The following is a 23,245-nucleotide window of genomic DNA, read 5'->3' as shown; positions in this document are numbered from 1 at the left end:
CGGCTTGGAGAAAATTGCGTCTCAGACCCCGTCGAGGATGATCACCGTCGGCTTCGACGGCAGCGCATCCCGCGACATCCGGAAGGACCGCCCAGAGTGCCGGTCGATCTCGAAATGCTGGCCGATCCGACGCATGAAGTCGTCGAGCGGGGTCGCGAAGCGGTGCATCGGCAGCACCACCGAGGCCCGCAACCGCTTGGTGATCTCGGAGATGCCGTCCAGCGACATGGTGTAGGTGCCGTCGATCGGCACCATCACGATATCGAGCCGCCCGATCTGGGCGAAATGGCTGTCGTCGAGCTTGTGATGGAGGTGGCCGAGATGGCCGATGCAGAGGCCCGCGACCTCGAAGATGAAGATCGAATTGCCGTCGCGGATCATGTCGGAGCCGGCATCGTCGCCGAAATAGCGGCGGATGTCGGTCGTGACATTCCGGATGAAGGCATCGCCGATGCGTTCCGACACGATCGCCGGCTTGCCGTCGTCGCTCCAGCCGTGGAGCACGTGCGGAATGCGCCTGTCGGGGAAAAGAGTGTAGTGGGTGCTATGGGCGCGGTTCATGGTGGCGACGTCGGGCAGCCGTCCCACCTGATAGGCCCCGCTGTAATCGGTCGCGATGCGCAAGCCGCCGGGCGTGTCGATGTAATAGGTGGAATGGCCGGCATAGCTGATCTCGACCTCGGCAGCGGCCGCCGCCCGCCGGAACGCGACCGGCATCGCACGGGGCGCCGCGTTCGCCATCGCCAGGCACTCGCTGCGCTGGGGCTGCTGGGCGAGGGCAGGTGAGAGAGCTGCGCCGAACAGCGCCAAAGCCGCCGAAACAAGTCGCCACATGAATCCGTCCCCGATGACGCCCGGGACAAAGTGTAGCGTGCAATGCCGAGCCGCGCCAACAGCCGGCGATCAACAGCGCGTCAGTGTCGCACCTGTCGCCCCCTCATCCTAGTCCCGCCTTCTAGTCCCGTCTTGGGCTGAACTTCCAGGTGACCGCAACGAGGCCCGCGGTGATCAGGCCGCTGATGAGGCCCGCGACGGGGAGCGCGAGCAGCAGCGCTGCCGTCGCGGCCCAGCCGATCGAGGAGAAGGCTTCGGCAATGGTCGCCAGCCGCGACGAGGTCTGGCGGCGCCGGAATTGGCTGCGCCGGGCCTGCACCCGGAACCAGAGCTGGATCGCCGTCGCGCAGGCCGCGCTGACGATGACCGCGCCGGCACTGATCGCGGCCTGATAGGGCGAGGCGAAAGCGAGTGCCGCGACCAGCGGGCAGAAGATGACGGCGATCGCGATCAGCACCACCTCGATCTTGGCGCGGATGAGGCTGGATGGCGTCAACGGCGCCGTCGCGACCAGGTCGGGCGCGTCCTCGCCCGAGATCGTCAGCCAGGCAAGTCCGCCGGCGAGCTGGCCGGCCGCCATCACGATGACGGGCGTGATCAGCGTCAGCGCCGCCGAGCTGTCGCCAAAATTGCGCCAGAGCAGCAGGGCCGGCGGCACCAGATAAAGCAGCTGCATCAGGGTCTGCGAGATCAGCCAGGGATCGCGCCAGAGCAGCGAGAATTCCTTGCGCCGCAGCGCCTGTTGCCGCGAGCCGCTGCGGAACGGCCGCTCCCTCGCACGCCTGCCGCCGGACGCGCCATAGGCCGCGGCGTCGATCGCCGTGTCGGCGAAGCGGTGCGAGAAGATCGCCATGACGCTTCCGAGCAGCACCAGAGCGAGCGCCAGGAGCAGCAGCAGGGCCTCGTTGTCACCCATCACGGCCCGCGCCGGCCACCACCAGATGCTGTCGACGTCGGGGGCGTAGGCGGCCAAGGTCCCGGAGGTCAAAATGGTGAAGCGCGACAGCGTGCCGTAGGACATGATCGCGGCGACCTGGAGCGCGATCACGAAGCCGGCGCCGATGATCGCTGCGAGAATCTGGGCAATCAGGCGCGTCCGCGCCGGGCCGATCAGGCGAAACAACAGGATGGTGACGGCGATCGCGATCGCCGCGGCCGACAGGCCCATGGCGACGACGCCCCCGAACGCCGCCAGCCAGCGCGCGCCGCCGCCGATCACGAGCACGTCGATGAAGGGCGTCGAGAACAGCAGCGCCATCGCAGTGACGGTCAGCGCGATCGCGGCGATTCGGACCGAGAACAGATTGGCGAGCCGCGCCGGCGAGGACATGATCAGGTCGAGATCGGCACGGGCGTAAAACACCCGCGTCACCGATTCGATCGCCTGCGACAGCATCAAGGTCCAGGCGAGAAAGATCGTCGCCGAGATCACGATCAGCGAGGATTTGTCGAGCGGCAGCTGCAAATCGGCGAAACGGCCGATCACCGCCCAGGCCGGCAGGTGCAGCAGCGCGGCGAAGCAGACGAGGCCGATGATAGCGGCGCGCGTCCGCTTGCGCCGTCCGCCGGTCATCATGGCGAACCATTCGCGCCAGGCGAGCCGGAGCTCGTGGCGGGCGAACCAGGAGAGCGCGGTCGCCGAGCTCATGCGGCTTCCGGCAGCGTCACCAGCGCGATGAAGAGATCCTCCAAACTGGTGTCGGCATCGCCGTTCTGCTGGCGCAATTCGGTCAGCGTGCCTTCGGCGACGAGGCGGCCCGAAGCGATCACGCCGATGCGGTCGGCCATGCGCTCGGCCACCTCGAGAATATGCGTGGTCATGATGACGGTGCAGCCGGCCCGGACACGCTCGCTGAGCAGGCCTTTCACATGCCGGGCCGAGACCGCATCGAGCCCGGTCAGCGGCTCGTCGAGGATGATGAGGCGGGGATCGTGCACCAGCGCGCCGGCCAGCGCCACCTTCTGACGCATGCCCTTGGAGAACCCCTCGCAACGCTCGTGCCGGTGCGGCGCGAGCCCGAGCGAGGAGAGTAGGTCCTGCGCGACCGGCTCGGAGACCGGCGGCGCGATGCCCCAGAGGCCGGCGACGAATTCGAGATATTCGAGCGGGGTCAGCTTGTCGTAGATCATCGGCTCGTCGGAGACCCACGCCATCACCTGCTTGGCGGCCACGGGGTCCTGGAGCGCGTCGATGCCGAAGATCGAGACGCGGCCGGCATCGGGGCGCAGCAGGCCTGCAACCATGCGCAAAGTCGTGGTCTTGCCGGCGCCGTTGGGGCCGACCAGCGCATAGAATTCGCCGGCGTGGACGGTCAGATCGAGGCTGTCGACCGCCAGACGGTCAAAACGCTTCGTTAACCCCATGACTTCGAGCGCCGAGCTGTCCGGCTTCATGACGGCCACCATCCGGTTTTGCATCGCTTCCGACCATGCTCCGAAGATGTTTCGGCACGGTGAATCGCGCTGCAGCAAATTCCGTCATCCGGATTGGACTAAAGGCAAGTCACCCCTACAAGTCACCGTTTGTTGACAGGGCTGAGCGGTTCAGGCTGAATTGGTTCCGGACAAATGGCGCTAACGCAGCGAAACGACTGCGTAGCGACTGGACACAAGATGCGGCACGGCGGTCGGGAAGAGCCGCCGGTTGCATCGGGAGGACGCGCGTCAATGCTGGATTTCGTTCAGCAGCTGGTCAGCGGTGTTGCGCTCGGCTGCGTCTACGGGCTGATCGCGCTCGGCTTCGTGCTCGTCTACAAGGCCACCGAGGTGGTCAATTTCGCCCAGGGCGATCTGATGATGCTCGGCGGCTTCTTCGCCTTCACCTTCATCGGCATGATGGGCCTGAACTACTGGATCGGCTTTGCCGGCGCGGTGGCCGCGATGGCGCTGTTCGGCATGCTGGCGGAGCGCGTGGTGGTGCGGCCGATCCTCGGCTATCCCCAGTTCTCCATCATCATGGCGACCATCGGCCTCGGCTATTTCCTGCGCTCGATCGCCGGCATGATCTGGGGCACCGACGATCTGAAGATCGAGACCCCGTTCAGCCAGGGCGTGCTGCGGATCGGCTCGCTGGTGCTCGCCTACGACAAGCTGTCGGTGATCGCGGCGACGATGATCCTGTGCACGCTGTTGTGGCTGTTCTTCAACAAGACCACGCTCGGCACCGCGATGCGGGCCAGCTCCGAGAACATGCTGGCGGCCTACTACATGGGCATTCCGGTCAAGCGCGTGGTGTCGATCGTCTGGGCGATCAGCGCGGCGGTTGCGACCTGCGCCGGCGTGCTGCTGGCGCCGATCACCTTCATCCATTCCAATGTCGGCCTCGTGCTCGGCCTCAAGGCGTTCCCGGCCGCGGTGCTCGGCGGCTTCGGCTCGATCCCGGGCGCGGTGGTCGGCGGCGTCCTGATCGGCGTGATCGAGAGCATGGCCGGCTTCTACCTGCCCGAAGGCTGGAAGGATGTCGCGCCCTATCTCGTGCTGCTCGCCGTGCTGCTCCTGAAGCCCGAAGGCCTATTCGGCCACCACGTCCGCAAGAAGGTCTGAACGCCATGCGCTTCCTGTTCAAGACCGATTACGAGGACGACATCAAGCTGTTCCCGCATTCGGGCTATTGGGTCTCGTACGGCATCCTGCTCGCGCTGCTGCTGATCGCGCCCTATGTGCTCTCCAGCTATCTGATGAGCCAGCTGGTCTTCGTCTGCATCTATGCGATCGTCGGCGTCGCGCTTCTGATCCTGACCGGATTCACCGGCCAGGCCTCGCTCGGCCACGCTGCGTTCCTCGCCATCGGGGCCTACACCGCCGCATATTTGCAGAAATACAACGTGCCGTTCCCGGTCTACTTCCTGGCCGCCGGCGGCCTGACCGGCATCATTGGCGCGATGGTCGGCTTTCCCGCCCTGCGCCTCACCGGCATCTACCTCGTCATCGCCACCATCTCCTTTGCCCTGATCGTGGAGGAGATCCTGGCGCGCTGGGAGAGCGTCACCCACGGCAACGAGGGCATGCGGGTCAAGACGCTGTCGCTGCTCGGTGTCACGGTGCCGCGCGACAGCCCGACCTTCTATTATCTCTGCCTTGCCGTCCTGGTGCTGACCATCGTCGGCGCGCTCAATCTGCTGCGCTCGCCCACAGGACGCGCCTTCGTCGCGATCCGCGACAGCGAGACCGCGGCGCGCAGCATGGGCGTCAATGTCGCACTCTACAAGGTGAAGTCCTTTGCGATCTCGGCGGCGATCACCGGCTTTGCCGGCGTGCTGTTCGCCCACAAGCTCTCCTTCATCTCGCCGGAAATGTTCACGCTGCAGCTCTCGATCGAGTTCATCATCGTGATCCTGATCGGGGGCGCCTTCAGCCTGCACGGCGCGGTGCTGGGCGCGATCTTCATCGTGATGATCGATCCGTTCCTGACTTACCTCAAGGACGACATGCCCGGCGTGATCGCCGGGATCGCGGCGGCCTTCGGCGCCGGCCCGGCCATAGCGGGAGATATCCAGTCGAAGGTCGCGGCGTTCGCCTCGCTCAACGGCCTGAAGGGCGCGATCTACGGCATCATCATCGTGCTGTTCGTGCTGTTCGAGCCGCTCGGCCTCTACGGCCGCTGGCTGAAGATCAAGCTCTTCTTCCAGCTGTTCCCGCTCTACAAGCGCGCCACCTTCAAGCGGCAGAAGATCTACGTGAAGTCGGAGCGCAACCGATGAGCTATTTTCGCGCCGAGAACCTGTCGCTGCATTTCGGGGGCCTCAAGGCCGTCGATGCGGTGTCCTTCGCGCTAGAGAAGGGCGAGATCCTGTCGATCATCGGGCCGAACGGCGCGGGCAAGAGCTCGATCTTCAACCTGATCTCGCGAATCTACCGGCCGACGTCGGGCCGGATCTTCTTCGAGGACCAGGACATCACGGAAGAGGCGCCTTACGACATCGCCAAGCTCGGCATCGCCCGGACCTTCCAGAACATCGAGCTGTTCGAGAATGCGACCGTGCTCTCCAACCTTCTGGTCGGCCGCCATCGGCACTCGACCACGCAGCTCTGGCAGGAGCTGCTGTTCCTGCCGAGCGTGCGGGCCAACGAAAAGGTGCACCGCCGCCGGGTCGAGCAGGTCATCGAGTTCCTCGATCTCGAGCCCTATCGCGACAAGCTGATCTCCGGCCTGCCTTACGGCGTGCGCAAGGTGATCGAGCTGGCGCGCGCCCTGTGCTCGGAGCCGAAGCTGATCCTGCTCGACGAGCCGTCAAGCGGCCTCAACGTCGAGGAAACCGACGACATGTCGTTCTGGATCCGCGACATGAAGAGCGAGCTCGGCATCACCGTGCTGATGGTCGAGCACGACATGTCGCTGGTCAATCGCGTCTCCGACCGGGTCATCGCGCTGAACTACGGCAGGGTGCTGGCGATGGGCTCGCCCGCCGAAGTGCAGCAGCACCCCGACGTCGTCGCCGCGTATCTGGGAGCCTGACGCATGGATGCTGCGGCGACACCCGATATCATCCTCAAGCTCTCCAACATCGAGAGCTACTACGGACCGATCATGGCGATCCGCGGCATCTCGCTGGAGGTGCCGCGCGGCCGCATCGTCACGCTGCTGGGGGCGAACGGCGCCGGCAAGACCACCGTGCTGAAGACGATCTCCGGCATTCTCGACCCGCAGAAGGGCTCGATCGAATTCCTGGGCAAGCCGATCCAGCGCATGGAGGCGGACCGAATCGTCCGGCTCGGCCTTAGCCATGTGCCGGAGGGGAGGGAGGTGTTCCCGTTCCTGTCGGTGCGCGAGAACCTGATGATGGGCGCCTATCCGCGCAAGGACCGTGACGGCGTGGCGGAGGATCTGGAGCGCGTCTACGGCTATTTCCCGCGCTTGAAGGAGCGCATCAACCAGCCAGCCGGCCAGCTCTCCGGCGGCGAGCAGCAGATGCTCGCGATCGGGCGCGCCCTGATGAACCGGCCGACGCTGCTCTTGCTCGACGAGCCCTCGCTCGGCCTGTCGCCGCTGCTGGTGAAGGAGATCTTCACCATCATCCGCCGGGTCAACGAGGAGCAGGGCATGTCGATCCTGCTGGTCGAGCAGAATGCCAAGGTGGCGCTGGAGACGGCGCATTACGGCTACGTGCTGGAAATCGGCCGCATCGTCATGAACGACAGCTGCGACCGCTTGATGCATTCCCAGGACATCCAGGAGTTCTACCTTGGCGCCAAGGAAGCCGGCGCGCGCGGCGAGCGGCGTTGGAAGAAGAAGAAGACGTGGCGGTGAGGAAGCGCCGGCAGTAAGATGGGATTGCCCGCAAGCAAAGACCGCCGGCAAGGCAGGCAGCTGAGGGCAGAGCGACAAGGAGGAGACGCGCATGGCCGGACCGGCGGTGCTGACGGTCGCTGATACGATCGCAAAGAGCTTTTTGCGCGCTGCGGAGACGCGGGGCGATCGGCCGGCTATCCGCGAGAAGAAATTCGGCATCTGGCAGCCGACCAGCTGGCGCCAATGGCTGGAAATCTCGAAGGAGATCGCCTACGCGCTTCATGCGACCGGCTTCAGGCCCGGCGAGGTCGCCTCGATCATTGCCAACGCCGTCCCGGAATGGGTCCATGCCGACATGGGCATCCTGTGCGCCGGCGGCGTCTCCTCGGGCATCTATCCGACCGATTCCTCGTCCCAGGTCGAATACCTCGTCAACGATTCCGGGACGAAAGTCATCTTCGCCGAGGACGAGGAGCAGCTCGACAAGATTCTCGCCTGCCGTGCGCGCTGTCCGTCCTTGCAGAAGATCATCGTGTTCGACATGGAGGGTCTCAGCGGCTTCTCCGACGACATGGTGATGTCGCTCGACGAATTTTGCGCGCTCGGCCGCAATCACATGGTCGGGCGCGAGGCGCTGTGGCAGGAGATGATCGACAGCCGTAGCGCCGACGATCTCGCCATCCTCGTCTACACGTCCGGCACGACCGGCCCGCCCAAGGGCGCGATGCACGCCAACCGCAGCGTCACCCACCAGATGCGGCACGCCAACGACTTCATCCCGGCGCGTGAGGACGAGGACAGGCTGATCTTCCTGCCGCTCTGCCACGTCGCCGAGCGCATCGGCGGCTATTACATCTCGGTCGCGCTCGGCTCGGTGATGAATTTCGCCGAGAGCCCCGAGACAGTGCCGGACAATCTGCGCGAGGTGCAGCCGACCGTCTTCCTCGCGGTGCCGCGCATCTGGGAGAAATTCTACTCAGCGATCACCATCGCGCTGAAGGACGCGACGCCGCTGCAGCAATGGGTCTATCGCCGCGCCATCGGCATCGGCTACCGCATGGTCGAGTACAGGCTCGAGGGCAAGCCGCCGCCGCTGTCGCTGCGCATCGCCAACGGTCTCGCCTATCGCATCGCCTTCCGCAACATCCGCCGCATGATCGGGCTCGACCGCTGCCGCATCGCCTTCACCGGCGCAGCACCGATCGCGCCGGAGCTGATCCGCTGGTATCTCGCGCTCGGCATCGACGTGCACGAAGTCTACGGCCAGACCGAGAATTGCGGCGTCGCCACCATGATGCCGGCGGAGCGGATCAAGCTCGGCTCGGTCGGCACCGCGGTGCCCTGGGGCGAGGTCGCGCTGTCGCCGGAGGGCGAGATCCTGATCAAGGGCGACTTCCTGTTCATGGGTTATTTGAACCAGCCGGAGAAGACCGCCGAGACCATCGATTCACGCGGCTGGCTGCACACAGGCGACGTCGGCACCATCGACAATGAAGGCTTCGTCCGCATCACCGACCGGATGAAGGACATCATCATCACTTCCGGCGGCAAGAACATCACGCCGTCAGAGATCGAGAATCAGCTCAAGTTCTCGCCCTACATCTCCGATGCTGTCGTGATCGGCGACAAGCGGCCGTATCTGACCTGCCTCGTGATGATCGACCAGGAGAATGTCGAGAAATTCGCCCAGGACCACGACATTCCCTTCACCAATTATGCCAGCCTGTGCCGGGCAGTGGAGATTCAGGACTTGATCTGGCGCGAGATCGAGCAGGTCAACGGCAATTTTGCCCGCGTCGAAACCATCAAGAAGTTCTACCTGATCGAGCGCCAGCTCACGCCGGAAGACGAGGAGCTGACGCCGACCATGAAGCTGAAGCGCGGCTTCGTGAACAAGCGCTATGCCGCCGAGATCGAAGCGATGTATCGCCAGCGCGCCGTGGCATGACGCATGCGCATGCTCCGGAAGAGTGGAAACCGGTTTTCCGAGAAGGGGCATGCGCAAAGAAGAAAAGTCGCATCTGAGAAAGCGAAGGAGCGACGGCCCCCGCCCTTCGCGTAACACGGGCCTTTAGGAGAGGAGACGTCAATGTCGAAATCGTTCAGCGCGTTCGGCCTTGCTGTGAGTGCAATGGTGCTCACCTGTCTGCCGGCCGCGGCGCAGACCAAGGTCACCAACGAGGGCATCTCGGCGACGGAGATCGTCGTCGGTACCCACCAGGACTTGTCGGGTCCGATCAAGGGATGGGGCGTTCCGGTCTCCAACGGCATGAAGATGGCGGCCGAGGAGATCAACGCGGCCGGCGGCGTCAACGGCCGCAAGATCCGACTGGTCGTCGAGGACAGCGGCTACGATCCGAAGAAGGCGGTGCTGGCTTCGCAGAAGCTGATCGAGCGCGACAAGATCTTCGCGATGGTGGGACCGATGGGATCGCCGACCGTGCTCGCCGCGCAGGACATCCTGTTCGACGCCGGCGTGCTGCAGCTGTTCCCGCTGACGGCGGCCGAGTTCACCTTCAAGTTCGACCCGGCCAAGCCGCAGGAGCGGCTGAAGTTCAACAATCTGCTGCCCTACGTCGAGAGCACCCGGGCCGCGCTGAAATACATGATGGAATGGAAGGGCTTCAAGAAGCCCTGCATCATGCATCAGGACGACGAGTACGGTAAGAACGTGCTGGACGGCTTCAATCAGCAGCTCACCGCCATGAAGGCGCAGCCGGCTTCGATCACGAGCTACAAGCGCGGCGCCTCCGATTTCAGCGCGCAGGTGGCCAAGATGAAGTCCGACGGCTGCGACCTCGTCGTGCTCGGCACCGTGCTCCGCGAGACCATCGGGGCGATGTCCGAAGCCAAGAAGCTCGGCTGGGACGTCACCTTCCTCGGTGCCACCCCCACCAACGTGATGGAGGTTCCTGCATTGGGCAAGGAAGCCGTCGAGGGGCTCTACGCAGCCAGCGGCTTCGAGATTCCCTATGAGGACACCGCCAAGGGCAAGGTGAAGGACTGGCTCGTCAACTACAAGAAGATGTTCGGCGCCGACGCCAACACGCAGGCCATTATCGGCTACAATGCGATGATGACCTTCGCCTTCTATGCGCAGAAGGCGGGCAAGGACCTCACGGGCCAGAAGATGCTCGATGCGCTGGAATCGGGCGAGAAGTTCCTCGACATCTTCAACTCGCCGCCGACCAAGTTCTCCAAGACCGACCCCCTCGCCAACACGATCACCCAGGTGCAGCAGGTCAAGGGCGGCCGCTGGGTGCTGGTGAAGGACAATCTGATGTTCTGATGCTTCCGGCCTCTCCCCGCGTGCGGGGAGAGGCCGCGTCGCATCTTCGATGCGACGCGGGTGAGGGGACCCTCCGCGAGTCCAACTCTCACCGTGATCGCAAGCCCCTCACCCCAACCCTCTCCCCGCGCCGAGCGGGGAGAGGGAGAAGAGACACGCTACGATCCCCCGCCCGCCGTCCCCGCATTCACCGGGGCCAGCTCGTCCTCCCGGCAGCGCCAGCCGTCGGCGGCTTTCACGAAAGCAAAGGTCCGTTGGATGCGCAGGCGGCGCGTCACGTTGAACGATTCCGCCGAGCGCCCGTTGTTGGCCGCGCCTGCCTGCGGACGGCCCGTCCTTGCGTCCCAACAGGTGCCGGTGCAGGTGGTCGCGACCTTGCTGCACATGGTGAAGGGCGCCAGCACGGCCATCTCGATTTCGCCCGTGACCTGCGCCTCCTGCTCGGTCACCTGGCTGTCGAGCGCGTAGACGCGGTTGATGCGCAGGAAATTGCCGCAGGAATTGGCCGCATGGATCCGCGCCGCGCAGAAGTCGATCGCGTCGGTGTCGGGGAGGCGGGCCGCGATTTGCCGGCCGAACGCCTTCCTGGGGTCTCCCTTGGCCGCGCGGATTTCCTCGGTCTTGCGCCTCAGATGATCGGCGAGACAGTCCTCCGCGGTTTCGAGCTCCTGCAGCGGCACGTTGTCCTTGCCCACTAGATTGCATTTCCGGTCGCGCTCGCGGGTCCACCTACCATATTCGGCGAAGGCAAAGCGCGCGGCGGTCGGGTCCAGCTTGCCGATCAGGCCGAGCACCTGGCCATTGAGCTCCGTCTCCGCCAGCGCCAGCGACGGGTCCGCGCAGATCAGTGCGCCCGCCGCGGTGTTGGCTGCCAGGCAGTCGAAGTCGGGATCGCGTACGATCGCGGCGCGCTCCTCGGTCACCTTGAGCAGGCACGCCTTCACCCGATCGAAATCGTCGGCGCGGACGGGACTCTGCCCGACGATGCCGCAGCTGAGATTGCGCTGGCGGATCCAGATCGCGTTCTCCTCGATCGCAGGCAGGCGATCGGGCAGGCGGGCGAGCCGCGTCTCGATCGCCGTGCTCAGCTTCTCGGCGGCGGCCGCGAGCGCGACATCACCGCAGAACAATTGGTTGCCGGGGTCGCGAATCTGCTGGCAGTTGTTCTGGGCGAACAGCGGAAGCCGATCGGCGATGGAGCGGTCGAACGGCGCGGATTGCGCCAGTGCTGGGGCCGTCGGCCATGCCAGGAGCACAAGCACAGACAGCACGGTGATGCGCATTCTCTTCGTCCCCCGGCGTGGCCCCGGCCATGCTAGCGTCCGGCATGGCGCGGTGGAATGGCCTTGTGGGGGAGGTCTGAGGTGATGTCGGTCTATGGGTCCGCTGGACCGGTCAACGGACCTCGGCAGCGACCATGGAAAATCGCACAGGCTCGTCGACATATTTCAGCACGCCCGACCGGTCGAGTGCGAACAGCGGCTGGTAGCTGCGCGCAGCGTCGTCCTCGAGCATCGCCATGCGGCGATTGTCGAGCATCAGCCAGTGGCCGTCCAGCTTTGCCGCGGCGACCGCATGGTCTTCACCGGCCCTGAGGTCGCGCACCACGACGATGCGAAGGTCTTCGGCGGCAATTCCGGCCAGCCGCAGCGCGGCCAGCTTGGCGATGGCGTAGTCCTCGCAATCGCCGGTGCCGTTCGCGAAGGTCGCAAGCGGCGAGCTCCAGGCGTCGTCGATGCCGTCATTGGCGGCCCGGATGGTCAGGTTGACGGCGCGGTTGGTCTCGCCGAGGCGGGCGCGGCCGTCGCGAGCACGGGCCTGGTCGACGATGGCGAGCAGCTTGAGGGCCGCAGGCGATGCGCAATTGTCCCGGTCGCCGTCGCACAGCGCCAGCTGCACCATGTCGTCGTCGAGCCTGTCCTTCAGCGCAAGCCATTTCTGCCGCAGGTCGCCGGACGAAATGGCGAAGGCGAACACGCCGAACGGCTCGGCGGACTTGCGCACGAGAACGCCGGCTCCCGGCGACAGCAGCGAGCCGGCGCGAAGCTCGGCGGCCGATCCGAAAAGGATCAGTCCGCATAGCACCAGGATTGCGCGCCAGGCGCGCGAGCGAGCAGCGGTCTCCATCTGACATCCCCTTCCCTGGCTTCGCCGGGTCCCCCTCGACCTCGACGTGCCGGGCTTTGTTGCTTTCGGGGAGATAGTGCGAGACGGGCCGTTTTGTTCTGCTTAACGCGCCCGGCTGGGGTGGCAAAACCGGGAGACAGGATGAAATGGACCAGTCCAGATTGCGTAAAATTTTACGATTCGCCGGCTAGGAGGTGTCCGGCTGCCGCCAAACGGAGGCAAATGCAGACACAAGTTGTGGGAGGGCCGAATCTGCGCGCGATGGCTAACACCCCCAATTTCATGGGGTTCTGTTAGTTAGGTCACAGATTTAACTCCGTATTTGCCGCAGGATGTGGCGGGACTTCGCGACGGGAAGCTGACTTAAGTATCTGCTCCCACATCTATACAGCAGATTACTTTGGATGACTGGAAATGCGCGCAAAACGGCCTGATTCGACTTCAGAATATTTGACGGATTACTTCCTCTCCTCTTACGAGATCCGTATCCGTTGGGGCTCCTGAAGCCAAGTGATGCGGAATCACACAAGCAATAGGTGGTATCGCTAAGGACTTGCTAATGCTATGCAAGCTTAGGCAGTTGATACTTACTTAAATTTTAACCCTTTTGACGGTGCCCGGTTGAATTACGCTGGCCAGTTTGACGGCGCGATTTCCTTGGACGGCAAGGGTTTCCGCTCGCCCGGCGACGCCCATGTCGATTCCTTTACGGCGAAAGCGCAGGGTCATGTGCCCGAGGGCGCGTTCGTCGTTCCCGACCCCAACCTGATCTTCAACGGCGAGTTCAAGCGAACAGGCCTCGATCTCGTCCTGTCCCATGAGGGGCACGAGTTCGTCGTTCACGATTATTTCCGGGGCGACAAGCGCGCCGCGCTCGCCTCGCCCGATGGCGCCCACCTCACCGGCGAGATCGTCAGCGCGCTCACCGGCCATGTCCAGGTGGCGCAAGCCGCGCCCGGCGCTGGCGCGGGCCAGGTCATCGGCCACGTCACCAAGCTCGTCGGCAGCGCGACCGCGATCCGCAACGGCGTCTCGGTCATCCTGAACAACGGCGACAACGTCGAGAAGGGCGACGTGGTTTCGACCGGCGCCGATTCGACCCTCGGCATCACCTTCATCGACGGCACCGTGTTCGGCCTGTCCTCGAATGCGCGGATGGTGCTGAACGAGATGGTCTACGACCCCAACGGGTCGAGCAATTCCTCGTTGCTGAGCCTCGTCGCCGGCACCATCACCTTCGTCGCCGGCGAGACCGCCAAGCACGGCGACATGAAGATCGACACCCCGGTCGCCACCATGGGCATCCGCGGCACCGCGGTGCTCACCCAGATCAATTTCGTCGTTCCCGCCGGCGGCGGCGATCCGCAGCCGCAAGCGAGCTTCCAGGTGCTGGTCGAGCCGAACGGCACGACCGGCTCCTACATCCTGTTCGACAAGGTCACGCTGCTGCCGATCGCGACGGTCAACCAGGCCGGTCAGATGATCCAGATCAGCGGCGGCAACGTCTCGATCACAAATGCGCTGATGTCGCCGGATGTGCAGAAGCTGATCACCGACGTGTTCACGCTGAAGTTCTCCGACAACAACACCAACACCAAGCTGACCACGAACTTCACCGACACGCTCACGCCGATGAGCCTCGACGTGGTGTTCAAGTCGAGCTCCGGCCCGATCGCGATCGCGACCTTCGTCAACCTCAATCCGCAAGGGCAGGAGGGGCCCAGCACCCCCACGCCGCCCGTCCTGCGTATCCCCGGCCAGCCGATTGCTCAGAGCTTCGACGCCAGCGGCAATGTGAAGGCGGCGTTCGCGTTGACCGAGCGTGCCGGCGCCACTGGCGCGACGGATGCCGATACGATTTCCGGCCTGATCCGATTCGTCGACCAAAATCTCGGCGACCGGCCGACGGTGAGCATCAGCCTCGCCGAAGCGCCGAACTATGTCTACAAGGATGCCGGCCAGCACGACGTCACCGGCTCGCTGACCGATCTGCAGAAGCAAAACATCGCAGCGACGCAGATCCAGATCAGCGTCGTCCCCGATCCCGGTAACAACAACAACGGCTCGGCGGTCTGGACCTACACGATCCCCGACAAGGTCTTCGATTTCCTTGCCGCTGGCGAAACCGTGACGCTGACCTACATGGTCCGCGTCGACACCAATTTCGCAGTGAGCCCCGAATCGGCGTTCATCCCGATCACCATCACGATCACGGGGACCAACGACAAACCGGTGATCACCACCGATGTCCCGATCATCACCTTCGAGGGCGGCACCAGCGTGCCCGGTGGTCCGCTCACCAGCGAGGTTCCGACGTCGGGCACGCTGAATTTCAACGACGTCGATCTCACCGACAACCATACCGTGTCGGTGGCGCTGACCAGTGCGACCCTGCCTGATGGCAGCGTGCCGCCGGGGCCGCTCGCGGCGTTCCAGAGCGCGATGTCCGTCGCGATCGCGGCCGGCGCCGACAGCACCGGGGACGGCACCGGCACCATCAACTGGTCGCTGGCCGATCTGCCGGTCTATCTCGCCGATTTCATCCCCCAGGGCGCGGTGCTGACGCTGGTCTACACCGTGACGCTCACGGACTCGCAAGGCGGGGCCTCGCAGCAAACCATCACCGTCACGATCACCGGCACCGATGCGCCAGCCGTGGTGTGGATTGCGACCGAGGAGCCCGGCGCTCCCTCCGGCGGCCTCTGGCAGGACGCGGGCAACTGGGCCACCGGCACGGTCCCGACCGGCCAGGACGACGTCATCGTCATCACCGATCAGCTGCACGGCCTGACCCCGTCCTATCCGGTGACGATCGACGTGGCGGCCTTCGCCAAGTCGTTGACGCTCGACGACTACGACACCACGCCGGGCCACAAGGTGCCCGAGGTGATCAACAACAGCACGCTGACGATCGGCGGCAAGCTCACCTTGAACGCCGACGCAAAATTCACCAACACACTCGGAAGCCACGTCATCGTCGGCGGCGCGATCGATGTCCAAACGATCACCCGGACATCCGGCGCGGTCGTCCCCAACACCAGCACGATCACGAATGCGGGCACGCTGACGCTGCAAGCAGGCGGTACGATCGACACGCTGACCGCCATCGTCAATTCCGGCCTGATCGATTTGACCGGCGGCACGCTGGTGCTGAAGAGCGATGTCGCCAATGCTGGCGGCACCATCCAGACCGATGCCGGTGCGACGCTGATCGTCGACGGTGCGACGGTCGATGGCGGCACCCTCGTCATTCTCGGCACGCTGGAATCGACCGGCATCAGCGCCATCGATGATGCCGAGATCACGATCGCCAGCACCGGCATGCTGTCTGTCACCAGCGGCACGCTGACGATCGACCCGGCTACGATCCACGCCATCACCAATCAGGGCCTGATCGAGGCGGTGACCGGCGGCACGCTGAAGCTGACGGCCGCCATCATCGGCAATACCGGCGGAACGATCTCGGTCGATGGCGCCTCAACCCTCTATCTGACCGGCGTCTCGATCAACGGCGGCAGCCTGAGCAATGCCGGCAATCTCTACAGCGTCTCGGGCTCCAGCACGATCACGGCTGGTGTCACCAACACCGGCGGCACCATCAGGGTCCAGGCTGGCACGCTCAACCTCGCCGGAGGCATCATCGGTGCCGGCACGCTGATCATCGACAATGGCGCGAAGCTCGAGCTCGGCGGCGCCGACGCGCAGAATGTCACGTTTTCCGGCGGCACCGGAACGCTGCAGCTCGACAAGGTCGCCGGCCAAAGCTTCACGGGCACCATCTCCGGTGAGATCTCGGCCGACGGCATGTTCACGATCACCGGCGACGCCGACATCACGACGTCGACGGGTGATGCGCTCGACTTTACGGTATCGCAGGCGGCGCATGCCGACGTCGTGCTGACGCCAACGGGCACGCTCACGGGCGCGATCAACGGCATCGTCGTCACCCAGGACGGCGTCGGCGACATCACGCTGACCGCGACCGGCGACGTCACCGGCCTCGCCGGCCACGGCATCTGGCTGAGCGACGGGACGACCGGCTCCGGAGACATCACGGTCAGCAATGTCACCGGCAAGGCGACCGGCACCGGCGCGAATTCGGTCGGCGTGCTGGTCGAGAATTCGAACGCCGCCAACGACGGTGACATCTCGGTTACCCAGGTCGGCGGCGCTGTGGGCGGCGCATACGGTATCGACGCGGTCACGCAGGGCGACGGCGACATCACCATCGACGCCGGCGGCGCGATCACGGGCAGCTCGGTCTACGGCATCCGGTCGCGCAGCTATGGCAGCGGCAACCAGACTGTCACGACGGAGGCGGGCAGCCTCATCACCTCGGGCAGCTCCGGTATCGTCGCCGTCAATCGTGCGGCCTTGCTCGACGCCGCGGCCGGCAGCACCATTACGGTCAACGCCCACGGCACGATCAATTCCGGCAGCAGCCCGAACCTCGCCGGCAATGCGCCGGCCGGCATCGAGGCTGGCTATACAGGTGCCGCGAACGGAACCAGTGCGAACACGCTGGTCAATGCCACCGTGATCGTCAACAACTATGCCGACATCACCGCCGCGGCCGGCCTTGGCATCAACGCCTTTAACTACGGAAACGGCGGGGTCACGGTGAACAGCTTCGCCGGGACGGCGATTTCGGTCTCGGGCGCCCAGAGCATCGGCATCAACGCCGCGGCCTTGAGCGGCGGCGCGGGCGATGTGACGGTCACGCTCGGCGAGGACGTCACGATCTCGGGTGCGGCGAGCTACGGCATCAGGGCCTTCAGCCTCGATGCCGGCGACATCACGGTCACCCTGGCGGATGGCGACAATATTACCTCGGGCAGCTCGGGCATCGTCGCCGTCAATTACGCCGTCGCGATCGCGGCCGCCGTGGGCAGCACGATCTCGGTCGAGGCGCACGGCGCGATCCATTCCGGCTCGATCCTGAACAACGACGGCACCACGCCAGGCGGGATCGTCGCCGGCTACAAGCCTGGCGGCACCGGCGCTTTCTCGAGCGCAGTCAACGGCGATGTCATCGTCACCAGCGATGCGACGATCACGGCCGACGCAGGCTACGGCATCGAGGCGTTCACCTGGGGCGCCGGGAACGTCACGGTCACGACCGGCGAGAATTCGGATATTGACGCCGCAGGCATCGCGATCGGCGCGTTCGATCACGGCGGGGGTGACGTCAGCGTCACCAACAATGGCTCCGCCACTGGTTCGGTCGGCGTGGCCGCTCTTGCGACCGGCGGCGGCGACGCCACCATCGTCAATCATGGCGATATCACCAGCACGAGCCTGGCCGGCATCAGCGTCACGCAGAACGCGGTGGACGCGACCGGCTCGACGCACATCACCAATTCCGGATCGATCACAGCTCCGACCGGCTACGCCGCGATCTACGTTCAGGGGAATGCGACCGGCACGGTGACGATCGACAATTCCGGCACGATCGGTCCCGCCGTCGCCGCCAACGTGAGCGCCACGACTTACGCCATCGTCGAGACCGGCGGCGCCATCACGATCAACAATTCCGGCGACATCAACGGCAACATTTCGGTTGCCACCGCCACCTTCAACAATCAGGCGGGAGGTATCTGGACCGTCTCCGGCACCAGCGTCTTCGGCAATGCGTCCTCGATCGTCAATGCGGGTGACATCGACCTGCTCAATGGGGCCTGGATTACCGGCAGCAGCCTGAGCATCGTCAATTCACATGAGATCGACAGCTGGGGAACGGCGAAGATTTCCGGCGCCATCACCAACACCGGTACCATCGAAGTCAACGACGGCACCCTCACGCTATTCGGCTCGCTGTCCGGCACGGGGTCGGTTACCGTACACGACGGCGCGCTCTTGAAGCTTGAGGGCACGGTCACGCAAACGATCACGCTCGCCGGCGACGGCGCTGCGCTTCGGATCGACACGGCGACCTTTGGCGGATCGATTGCGCAACTGTCCGCCGACGACACGATCGACCTGTCCACCATCAAGTACGGCGTCGGCACCAGCGCGGTCTATGTCGCCAACGCCGATCCCTCGACCGGCGGCGTGCTGACGGTCACCGACGCCGACGGCAACCACATCAGCCTCAATCTGACCGGCGCCGACTACAGCAACGGGCATTTTGCCGGCAGCAGCGACGGCCATGGCGGCACCTTGATCACATTCAACGCGAACGATGATGCGCCGAACTTCGCCGCGGCCGAGGCGTCACCGAACGTGAGCTTCTCCGAGCTTGCGGACACCACCGGCTCCGCCACGCTCGATCCGGCCTCGGGTGGGACGGGTACGATCCACTTCACCGATATCGACTTGACCGACCGTCCGACAGGAACGATCACCAGCCAAGCGGTGACGTGGCTCGATGCCGATCACACCACGCAGCTGACGCTGTCGCCGGCCGATAGCATCGCGCTCGAGCAGGCGCTGACGATTCAGCAGCCTGGCAACAAGAACAACGGCGCGATCGCCTGGAACTATTCCATCGCCGACAAGGCGCTGGACTTCCTCGGCGAAGGGCAGACCGCGACCGTGGTGTCGACCATCACCCTCGATGACCACAAGGGCGGGACCGACACTGCCGCCGTCACCGTCACCATCACCGGCAGCAACGACGCGCCGACGGTAACCTATGCCACCTCGGACTACATGACCTTCGATGGCCAGACCATTGCGGTCGGCGAGGTACCGACGGCCGCCACCGACGACGTGACGCTGGACGGCCGGGTGAACTGGAACGGAGGCGGCATTTCCGGCCACGGCCAAGTCCTGTTCTACAACGGCAACACCTCGACCACCGGTTTCGGTCTCCTCGGTACGGTCAATGCCAATGGCACGATGGAGCTGCAGATCCTCGCAGGCGGTGTCCAGATCGCCGATACCGGCGTGGCGCTCGCGGCGTCGGAATGGCACAACATCGCGCTGACCCGCGAAAACGGCACCTTCACGCTCTATCTCGACGGCCAGCTCGAATATACGCAGGCGTGGAGCGTCAACGCGATCGACGGCAGCCCGTCGAATCCGACCCACTCCTACATGATGATCGGCGCCGCAAGCGAGCCAGGCGCGGCCGGCTTCGGCGAGGAAGGCTTCTTCGGCTCGATCGCGGATGTCAGCGTCTGGACCGATGCGCTGACGCAGGCGCAGATCCAGTCGATCGACTTCACCGCGCTCACCGGCAACGAGACGAATTTGGCCGCATACTACCAGCTCGGTGGCAGCGGCGGCACGGTCGCCAATTCGGTCAACCCTGCCCAAAGCCTCGACATCGATCTTGCGGACCTGACGGAGACCAACTCAGGGCTGAATGCCCAGGGCGTGCTGATCGTCACCGACGTCGATGCGACCGATCACGTCACGGTGTCGGTCAGCCAGGTTCAGGTCACTCTCGACGGCGTGCCGCAAGGCGGCAACGTCGGTGGGCTATCGCATGCTGACCTTCTAAGCTATCTCACCGTTCCCGGCGGTATCCTGAACGGCACCGCCACCGGCGCCCCGTTCACGTGGCAATTCAATTCAGGCAGCCAGGCGTTCGATTTCCTTGCCGCCGGCCAGACCTTGTCGCTCCAATACACGATCGTTCCGGATGACGGGCATGCCCCGACCGGCACCGGCAATGGCGTCGTCACCGTCACCATCGTGGGCAGCAACGACGCGCCGCTGATTGAAGTCGGCGCGATGACTGTTGCCGAAAACGGCGGTCTCGTGACCGTCGATGGCCTGTCCGTCGCTGACGTCGACAGCAACGACGCGTTGACCGCCACTGCCGTGGCCGAGTCCGGCGCCACTGCGAGCGCGTCACTGAATTCCGGTGTCCTCGCCGTGACCTACACCGAGCCGAGCCAGAGTGCGCCTGCCGCGGACAAAGTGACCGTGACCGTGACCGACGGCCAAGGCGCGACTGACACGGTGAACCTCATCTTCAACCTGAGCGAACAAGGCCCGGTGAGTCTTGCCAGCACGGACGGCAAGGACGTCCTCTTCGGGACCGGGTTTGTGGATCAGTTCGTGTTCGCGGCAGACTCCGACCACGATACGATCGTGAACTTCACGTCCGGGACGGACCACATTGACCTGACGGCCTTGGGGGCGATCAGCGATATCGAGGCGTGGATGACCGAACATGTGGCGCCGTCCGGGCAGGCGGACACCCTGATCACGATCGACGCCGCAAACACGATTCTCCTGAAGGGCGTCAGCAGCCTTCAGGGGAGCGACATACTCCACGCCTAATGACCGCGTGAGATCCGATCGTCCATCCACACGATCCGCGCTGCCGCTCGCCGTCAAAGCGTGATATCCAATCAGCATGAAACGTCTCAAGATCCTGCGGCGGTGGTTTGCGCGGAAGCTGGGCTTCGCGCGGCTGATGTGCCTTGCGCTGCTGGTGCTGTTCGCCGGCGCGCGGCTGTGGGATCCGCCGCCGATCCAGGAATTGCGGCTGCGCACCTTCGACATGTTTCAATTGATCGATCCGCGCCACAAGGCGGCGCGGCCGGTCGTGATCGTCGACATCGACGACAAGAGCCTCGCCAAGCTCGGCCAATGGCCGTGGCCGCGCACGCGAATTGCCGACCTGATCCAGAATCTCACCAGCAGCGGTGCGGTGGCGATCGGCTTCGACGTGGTGTTTTCGGAGCCCGACCGGCTCAACCCGGATCTGGTTGCGGGCCAGATGCGCCATCTCGACGACGCCACGCGCGCCAAGCTGCGTGAGCTGCCAACCAACGACCAGATTCTCGCCGACGCGATCAAGCGCTCGCGTGTGGTGCTGGGCGAGACCGGGCTTCCGGCCGTCCTGTCCGAGCTGGACAAATCGCTTCCGTTCACGGGGGTGGCGACGGTCGGGGAGGAGGGCGCCGAACGCTTCCTGTTCGAATTTCCAGGCTTGCTGCGCAACGTGCCGGTCATCGAGAAGGTTGCAGCCGGCCGCGGGCTGTTTTCGATCAGGAAAGAGCGGGACGGATTCATCCGCCGCGTGCCGATGATCATGCGCGCACAGGGCAACATCATGCCCTCGCTCAGCCTCGAGATCCTGCGCGTCGTCACGGGCACGCCGACGCTGCTGGTCCGGACCGACAAGACCGGTATCAGGTCGATCCGCATCAAGGGTGTCGAGATCCCCACCGATAAGAACGGCCAGTTCTGGGTGCACTACGCGCGTCGGGATCCCTCGATCTACGTCTCCGCCGCCGACGTGCTCGACAACAGCGAATCGCCGAGCAGGTTCGCCGGCAAGCTGGTGCTGGTCGGAACCTCCGCGGCCGGGCTCAACGACATCAAGACCACGCCGGTGTCCGCGACCATGCCTGGGGTGGAGATCCATGCCCAGGTGCTGGAGAGCGTTTTGAGCGGGGCGGTAATCTCGCAGCCCAACTATGCGCTCGGAGTCGAATTGCTCGCCGCGCTGTTCATCGGCGTGCTCGTCATCATCTTCACGCCCAATCTCGGTCCGGTGCGCCTCGTGCTTGCGGGTGCGACCTTCGCCGCCATCCTGGTCGGCGTGTCCTGGTTCTTCTACGCGCAGTACCGCTACCTCATCGATTTCACCTATCCGCTGCTCTCGACCACGGCGGTTTATCTGACGCTGATCTTCGCCAGCTTCGTGCGCGAGCAGCGCCAGCGGGTGCAGATTCGCGGGCAGTTCGCGCAGTACATGTCGCCGGTCCTGGTCGAGCAGCTGGCGCAGTCGCCGGAAAAGCTCGTGCTCGGCGGCGAGGAGCGCGAGATGACGATCATGTTCTCGGACGTGCGCGGCTTCACCACGATCTCGGAGAGTTACAAGCACGACCCGCAAGGCCTGATCGCGCTGATGAACCGCTTCCTGACGCCGCTCACCGACGTCATCATCGAGCGCAAGGGCTACATCGACAAATACATGGGCGACGCCATCATGGCGTTCTGGAACGCGCCGCTCGACGATGCCGAGCACGAGGTCAACGCCTGCGAGGCGGCGATCCAGATGCTGGAGCAGATCGACGCGGTCAACAAGGAGCGCGAAGCGGAAGCCGCCGAGGGCGGCCACGTCTACATTCCGCTCAATGTCGGCATCGGCCTCAACACCGGCATCGGCGTGGTCGGCAACATGGGCTCCGACTTGAAGAAGAACTATTCGGTGCTCGGCGACAGCGTGAACCTCGCCTCGCGCCTGGAGGGCCAGTCGAAGGAATACGGCTTTCCCATCATCGTCGGCTCCCGCACGGCGCTCGCCGCCAAGGTCAAGTTCGCGATCCTCGAGCTCGACTTCATCATGGTCAAGGGCAAGACCGAGCCGGAGGTGATCTACGCCATCGCCGGCCGCGAGGATGTGATGCATTCCGCCGCTTTCCAGCGCCTGCGCAACATCACCATCGAGATGCTCAGCTGCTATCGCAGCCGCGACTGGCAGGGCGCCCTCGATGCGATCGAACGCGGCCGCAAGAGCGAGGACGCCGACACGCTGGAAAAGCTGTTCAGGCTCTACGAGGCGCGCATCAAGGATTTCCAACTCAATCCGCCGCCGGAGAACTGGACCGGAGCATATGCGCTGCTGACGAAGTAGTCGCCGCATCGGCGCTGCCGTAGGGTGGGCAAAGGCGCGTCAGCGCCGTGCCCACGGTCTTACTCTGCAATGTTGAAATGGTGGGCACGCTTCGCTTTGCCCACCCTGTACCCTTCTGGCGTTCGGAGGCCAGTCAGTTGGTGTAGGCTGGTCGGCCGGGCCGATCCGCCGGGAGCCGCCTTGCCCACCTGTGCCTTGAGCACCGACGTAGGACCCGCGCCCG

The 23,245-nt window shown here is 64.7% G+C and carries 13 protein-coding genes; 8 read left to right on the top strand and 5 right to left on the bottom strand.

What is annotated here, in order from left to right:
• Positions 1–21 precede the first annotated feature (21 nt).
• From DCM79_RS01730 to DCM79_RS01720, 3 genes are all read right to left on the bottom strand, one after another.
• Complete coding sequence (locus DCM79_RS01730; RefSeq protein ID WP_257178261.1) at positions 22–834, bottom strand: MBL fold metallo-hydrolase; 813 nt, start codon at positions 832–834, stop codon at positions 22–24.
• A gap of 121 nt (positions 835–955) precedes the next feature.
• Positions 956–2,482 carry a permease gene (locus DCM79_RS01725; protein ID WP_257178260.1) on the bottom strand — a complete coding sequence of 509 codons (1,527 nt, stop codon included), beginning with the start codon at positions 2,480–2,482 and terminating at the stop codon, positions 956–958.
• Positions 2,479–3,228, bottom strand: coding sequence for an ABC transporter ATP-binding protein (locus tag DCM79_RS01720; RefSeq protein ID WP_257178259.1), 750 nt, complete (start codon positions 3,226–3,228; stop codon positions 2,479–2,481). The genes DCM79_RS01725 and DCM79_RS01720 overlap by 4 nt, the downstream gene beginning before the upstream one ends.
• 273 nt (positions 3,229–3,501) lie before the next feature.
• Between DCM79_RS01720 and DCM79_RS01715 the strand changes: the two genes are divergently transcribed.
• From DCM79_RS01715 to DCM79_RS01690, 6 genes are all read left to right on the top strand, one after another.
• Entirely contained in the window at positions 3,502–4,377 is an 876-nt protein-coding gene (locus DCM79_RS01715; protein WP_194404600.1) for a branched-chain amino acid ABC transporter permease, read from the top strand.
• A 5-nt stretch (positions 4,378–4,382) separates the two neighbouring features.
• The gene (locus DCM79_RS01710; protein WP_257178257.1) at positions 4,383–5,534 is read left to right on the top strand and encodes a branched-chain amino acid ABC transporter permease; all 1,152 of its coding nucleotides are present in this window, start codon (positions 4,383–4,385) and stop codon (positions 5,532–5,534) included.
• Positions 5,531–6,289 carry an ABC transporter ATP-binding protein gene (locus tag DCM79_RS01705; RefSeq protein ID WP_126259595.1) on the top strand — a complete coding sequence of 253 codons (759 nt, stop codon included), beginning with the start codon at positions 5,531–5,533 and terminating at the stop codon, positions 6,287–6,289. Before DCM79_RS01710 ends, DCM79_RS01705 begins: the two co-directional genes overlap by 4 nt.
• 3 nt (positions 6,290–6,292) lie before the next feature.
• Complete coding sequence (locus tag DCM79_RS01700; protein ID WP_028138669.1) at positions 6,293–7,081, top strand: ABC transporter ATP-binding protein; 789 nt, start codon at positions 6,293–6,295, stop codon at positions 7,079–7,081.
• Positions 7,082–7,172: 91 nt separating this feature from the next.
• Positions 7,173–9,011, top strand: coding sequence for a long-chain fatty acid--CoA ligase (locus tag DCM79_RS01695; RefSeq protein ID WP_257178256.1), 1,839 nt, complete (start codon positions 7,173–7,175; stop codon positions 9,009–9,011).
• Between the two features lie 141 nt (positions 9,012–9,152).
• On the top strand, positions 9,153–10,352 hold the full coding sequence (locus tag DCM79_RS01690; protein ID WP_257178250.1) for an ABC transporter substrate-binding protein: 1,200 nt from the start codon (positions 9,153–9,155) through the stop codon (positions 10,350–10,352).
• Positions 10,353–10,510: 158 nt separating this feature from the next.
• On the opposite strand, the gene DCM79_RS01685 is transcribed toward DCM79_RS01690, so the two are convergent.
• A complete protein-coding gene (locus DCM79_RS01685) occupies positions 10,511–11,635 on the bottom strand; it encodes a lysozyme inhibitor LprI family protein (protein ID WP_257178248.1) in 1,125 nt (374 codons plus the stop codon).
• Between the two features lie 112 nt (positions 11,636–11,747).
• Positions 11,748–12,479, bottom strand: coding sequence for a transglutaminase-like cysteine peptidase (locus tag DCM79_RS01680; RefSeq protein WP_257178246.1), 732 nt, complete (start codon positions 12,477–12,479; stop codon positions 11,748–11,750).
• A 621-nt stretch (positions 12,480–13,100) separates the two neighbouring features.
• Here DCM79_RS01680 and DCM79_RS01675 point away from each other — a divergent pair.
• Positions 13,101–20,714: a VCBS domain-containing protein gene (locus DCM79_RS01675; protein WP_373568099.1), complete on the top strand. Its 7,614-nt coding sequence runs from the start codon at positions 13,101–13,103 to the stop codon at positions 20,712–20,714.
• A gap of 76 nt (positions 20,715–20,790) precedes the next feature.
• Positions 20,791–23,022, top strand: a complete 2,232-nt coding sequence (locus DCM79_RS01670) for a CHASE2 domain-containing protein (protein WP_257178241.1) — start codon at positions 20,791–20,793, stop codon at positions 23,020–23,022.
• Positions 23,023–23,245: the final 223 nt, after the last annotated feature.

Source organism: Bradyrhizobium sp. WBOS07, from assembly GCF_024585165.1.
Taxonomy (GTDB): domain Bacteria; phylum Pseudomonadota; class Alphaproteobacteria; order Rhizobiales; family Xanthobacteraceae; genus Bradyrhizobium; species Bradyrhizobium japonicum_B.
The sequence above is the reverse complement of the archived record's forward strand: the minus strand, read 5'-3'. Positions and strand labels throughout refer to the sequence as shown.

Coding starts and splice junctions, on each gene's coding strand:
- DCM79_RS01705 (WP_126259595.1), top strand. CDS start 5,531: ATGAGCTATTTTCGCGCCGAGAACCTGTCGCTGCATTTCGGGGGCCTC.
- DCM79_RS01710 (WP_257178257.1), top strand. CDS start 4,383: ATGCGCTTCCTGTTCAAGACCGATTACGAGGACGACATCAAGCTGTTC.
- DCM79_RS01670 (WP_257178241.1), top strand. CDS start 20,791: ATGAAACGTCTCAAGATCCTGCGGCGGTGGTTTGCGCGGAAGCTGGGC.
- DCM79_RS01690 (WP_257178250.1), top strand. CDS start 9,153: ATGTCGAAATCGTTCAGCGCGTTCGGCCTTGCTGTGAGTGCAATGGTG.
- DCM79_RS01685 (WP_257178248.1), bottom strand. CDS start 11,635: ATGCGCATCACCGTGCTGTCTGTGCTTGTGCTCCTGGCATGGCCGACG.
- DCM79_RS01725 (WP_257178260.1), bottom strand. CDS start 2,482: ATGAGCTCGGCGACCGCGCTCTCCTGGTTCGCCCGCCACGAGCTCCGG.
- DCM79_RS01695 (WP_257178256.1), top strand. CDS start 7,173: ATGGCCGGACCGGCGGTGCTGACGGTCGCTGATACGATCGCAAAGAGC.
- DCM79_RS01730 (WP_257178261.1), bottom strand. CDS start 834: ATGTGGCGACTTGTTTCGGCGGCTTTGGCGCTGTTCGGCGCAGCTCTC.
- DCM79_RS01720 (WP_257178259.1), bottom strand. CDS start 3,228: ATGAAGCCGGACAGCTCGGCGCTCGAAGTCATGGGGTTAACGAAGCGT.
- DCM79_RS01715 (WP_194404600.1), top strand. CDS start 3,502: ATGCTGGATTTCGTTCAGCAGCTGGTCAGCGGTGTTGCGCTCGGCTGC.
- DCM79_RS01700 (WP_028138669.1), top strand. CDS start 6,293: ATGGATGCTGCGGCGACACCCGATATCATCCTCAAGCTCTCCAACATC.
- DCM79_RS01680 (WP_257178246.1), bottom strand. CDS start 12,479: ATGGAGACCGCTGCTCGCTCGCGCGCCTGGCGCGCAATCCTGGTGCTA.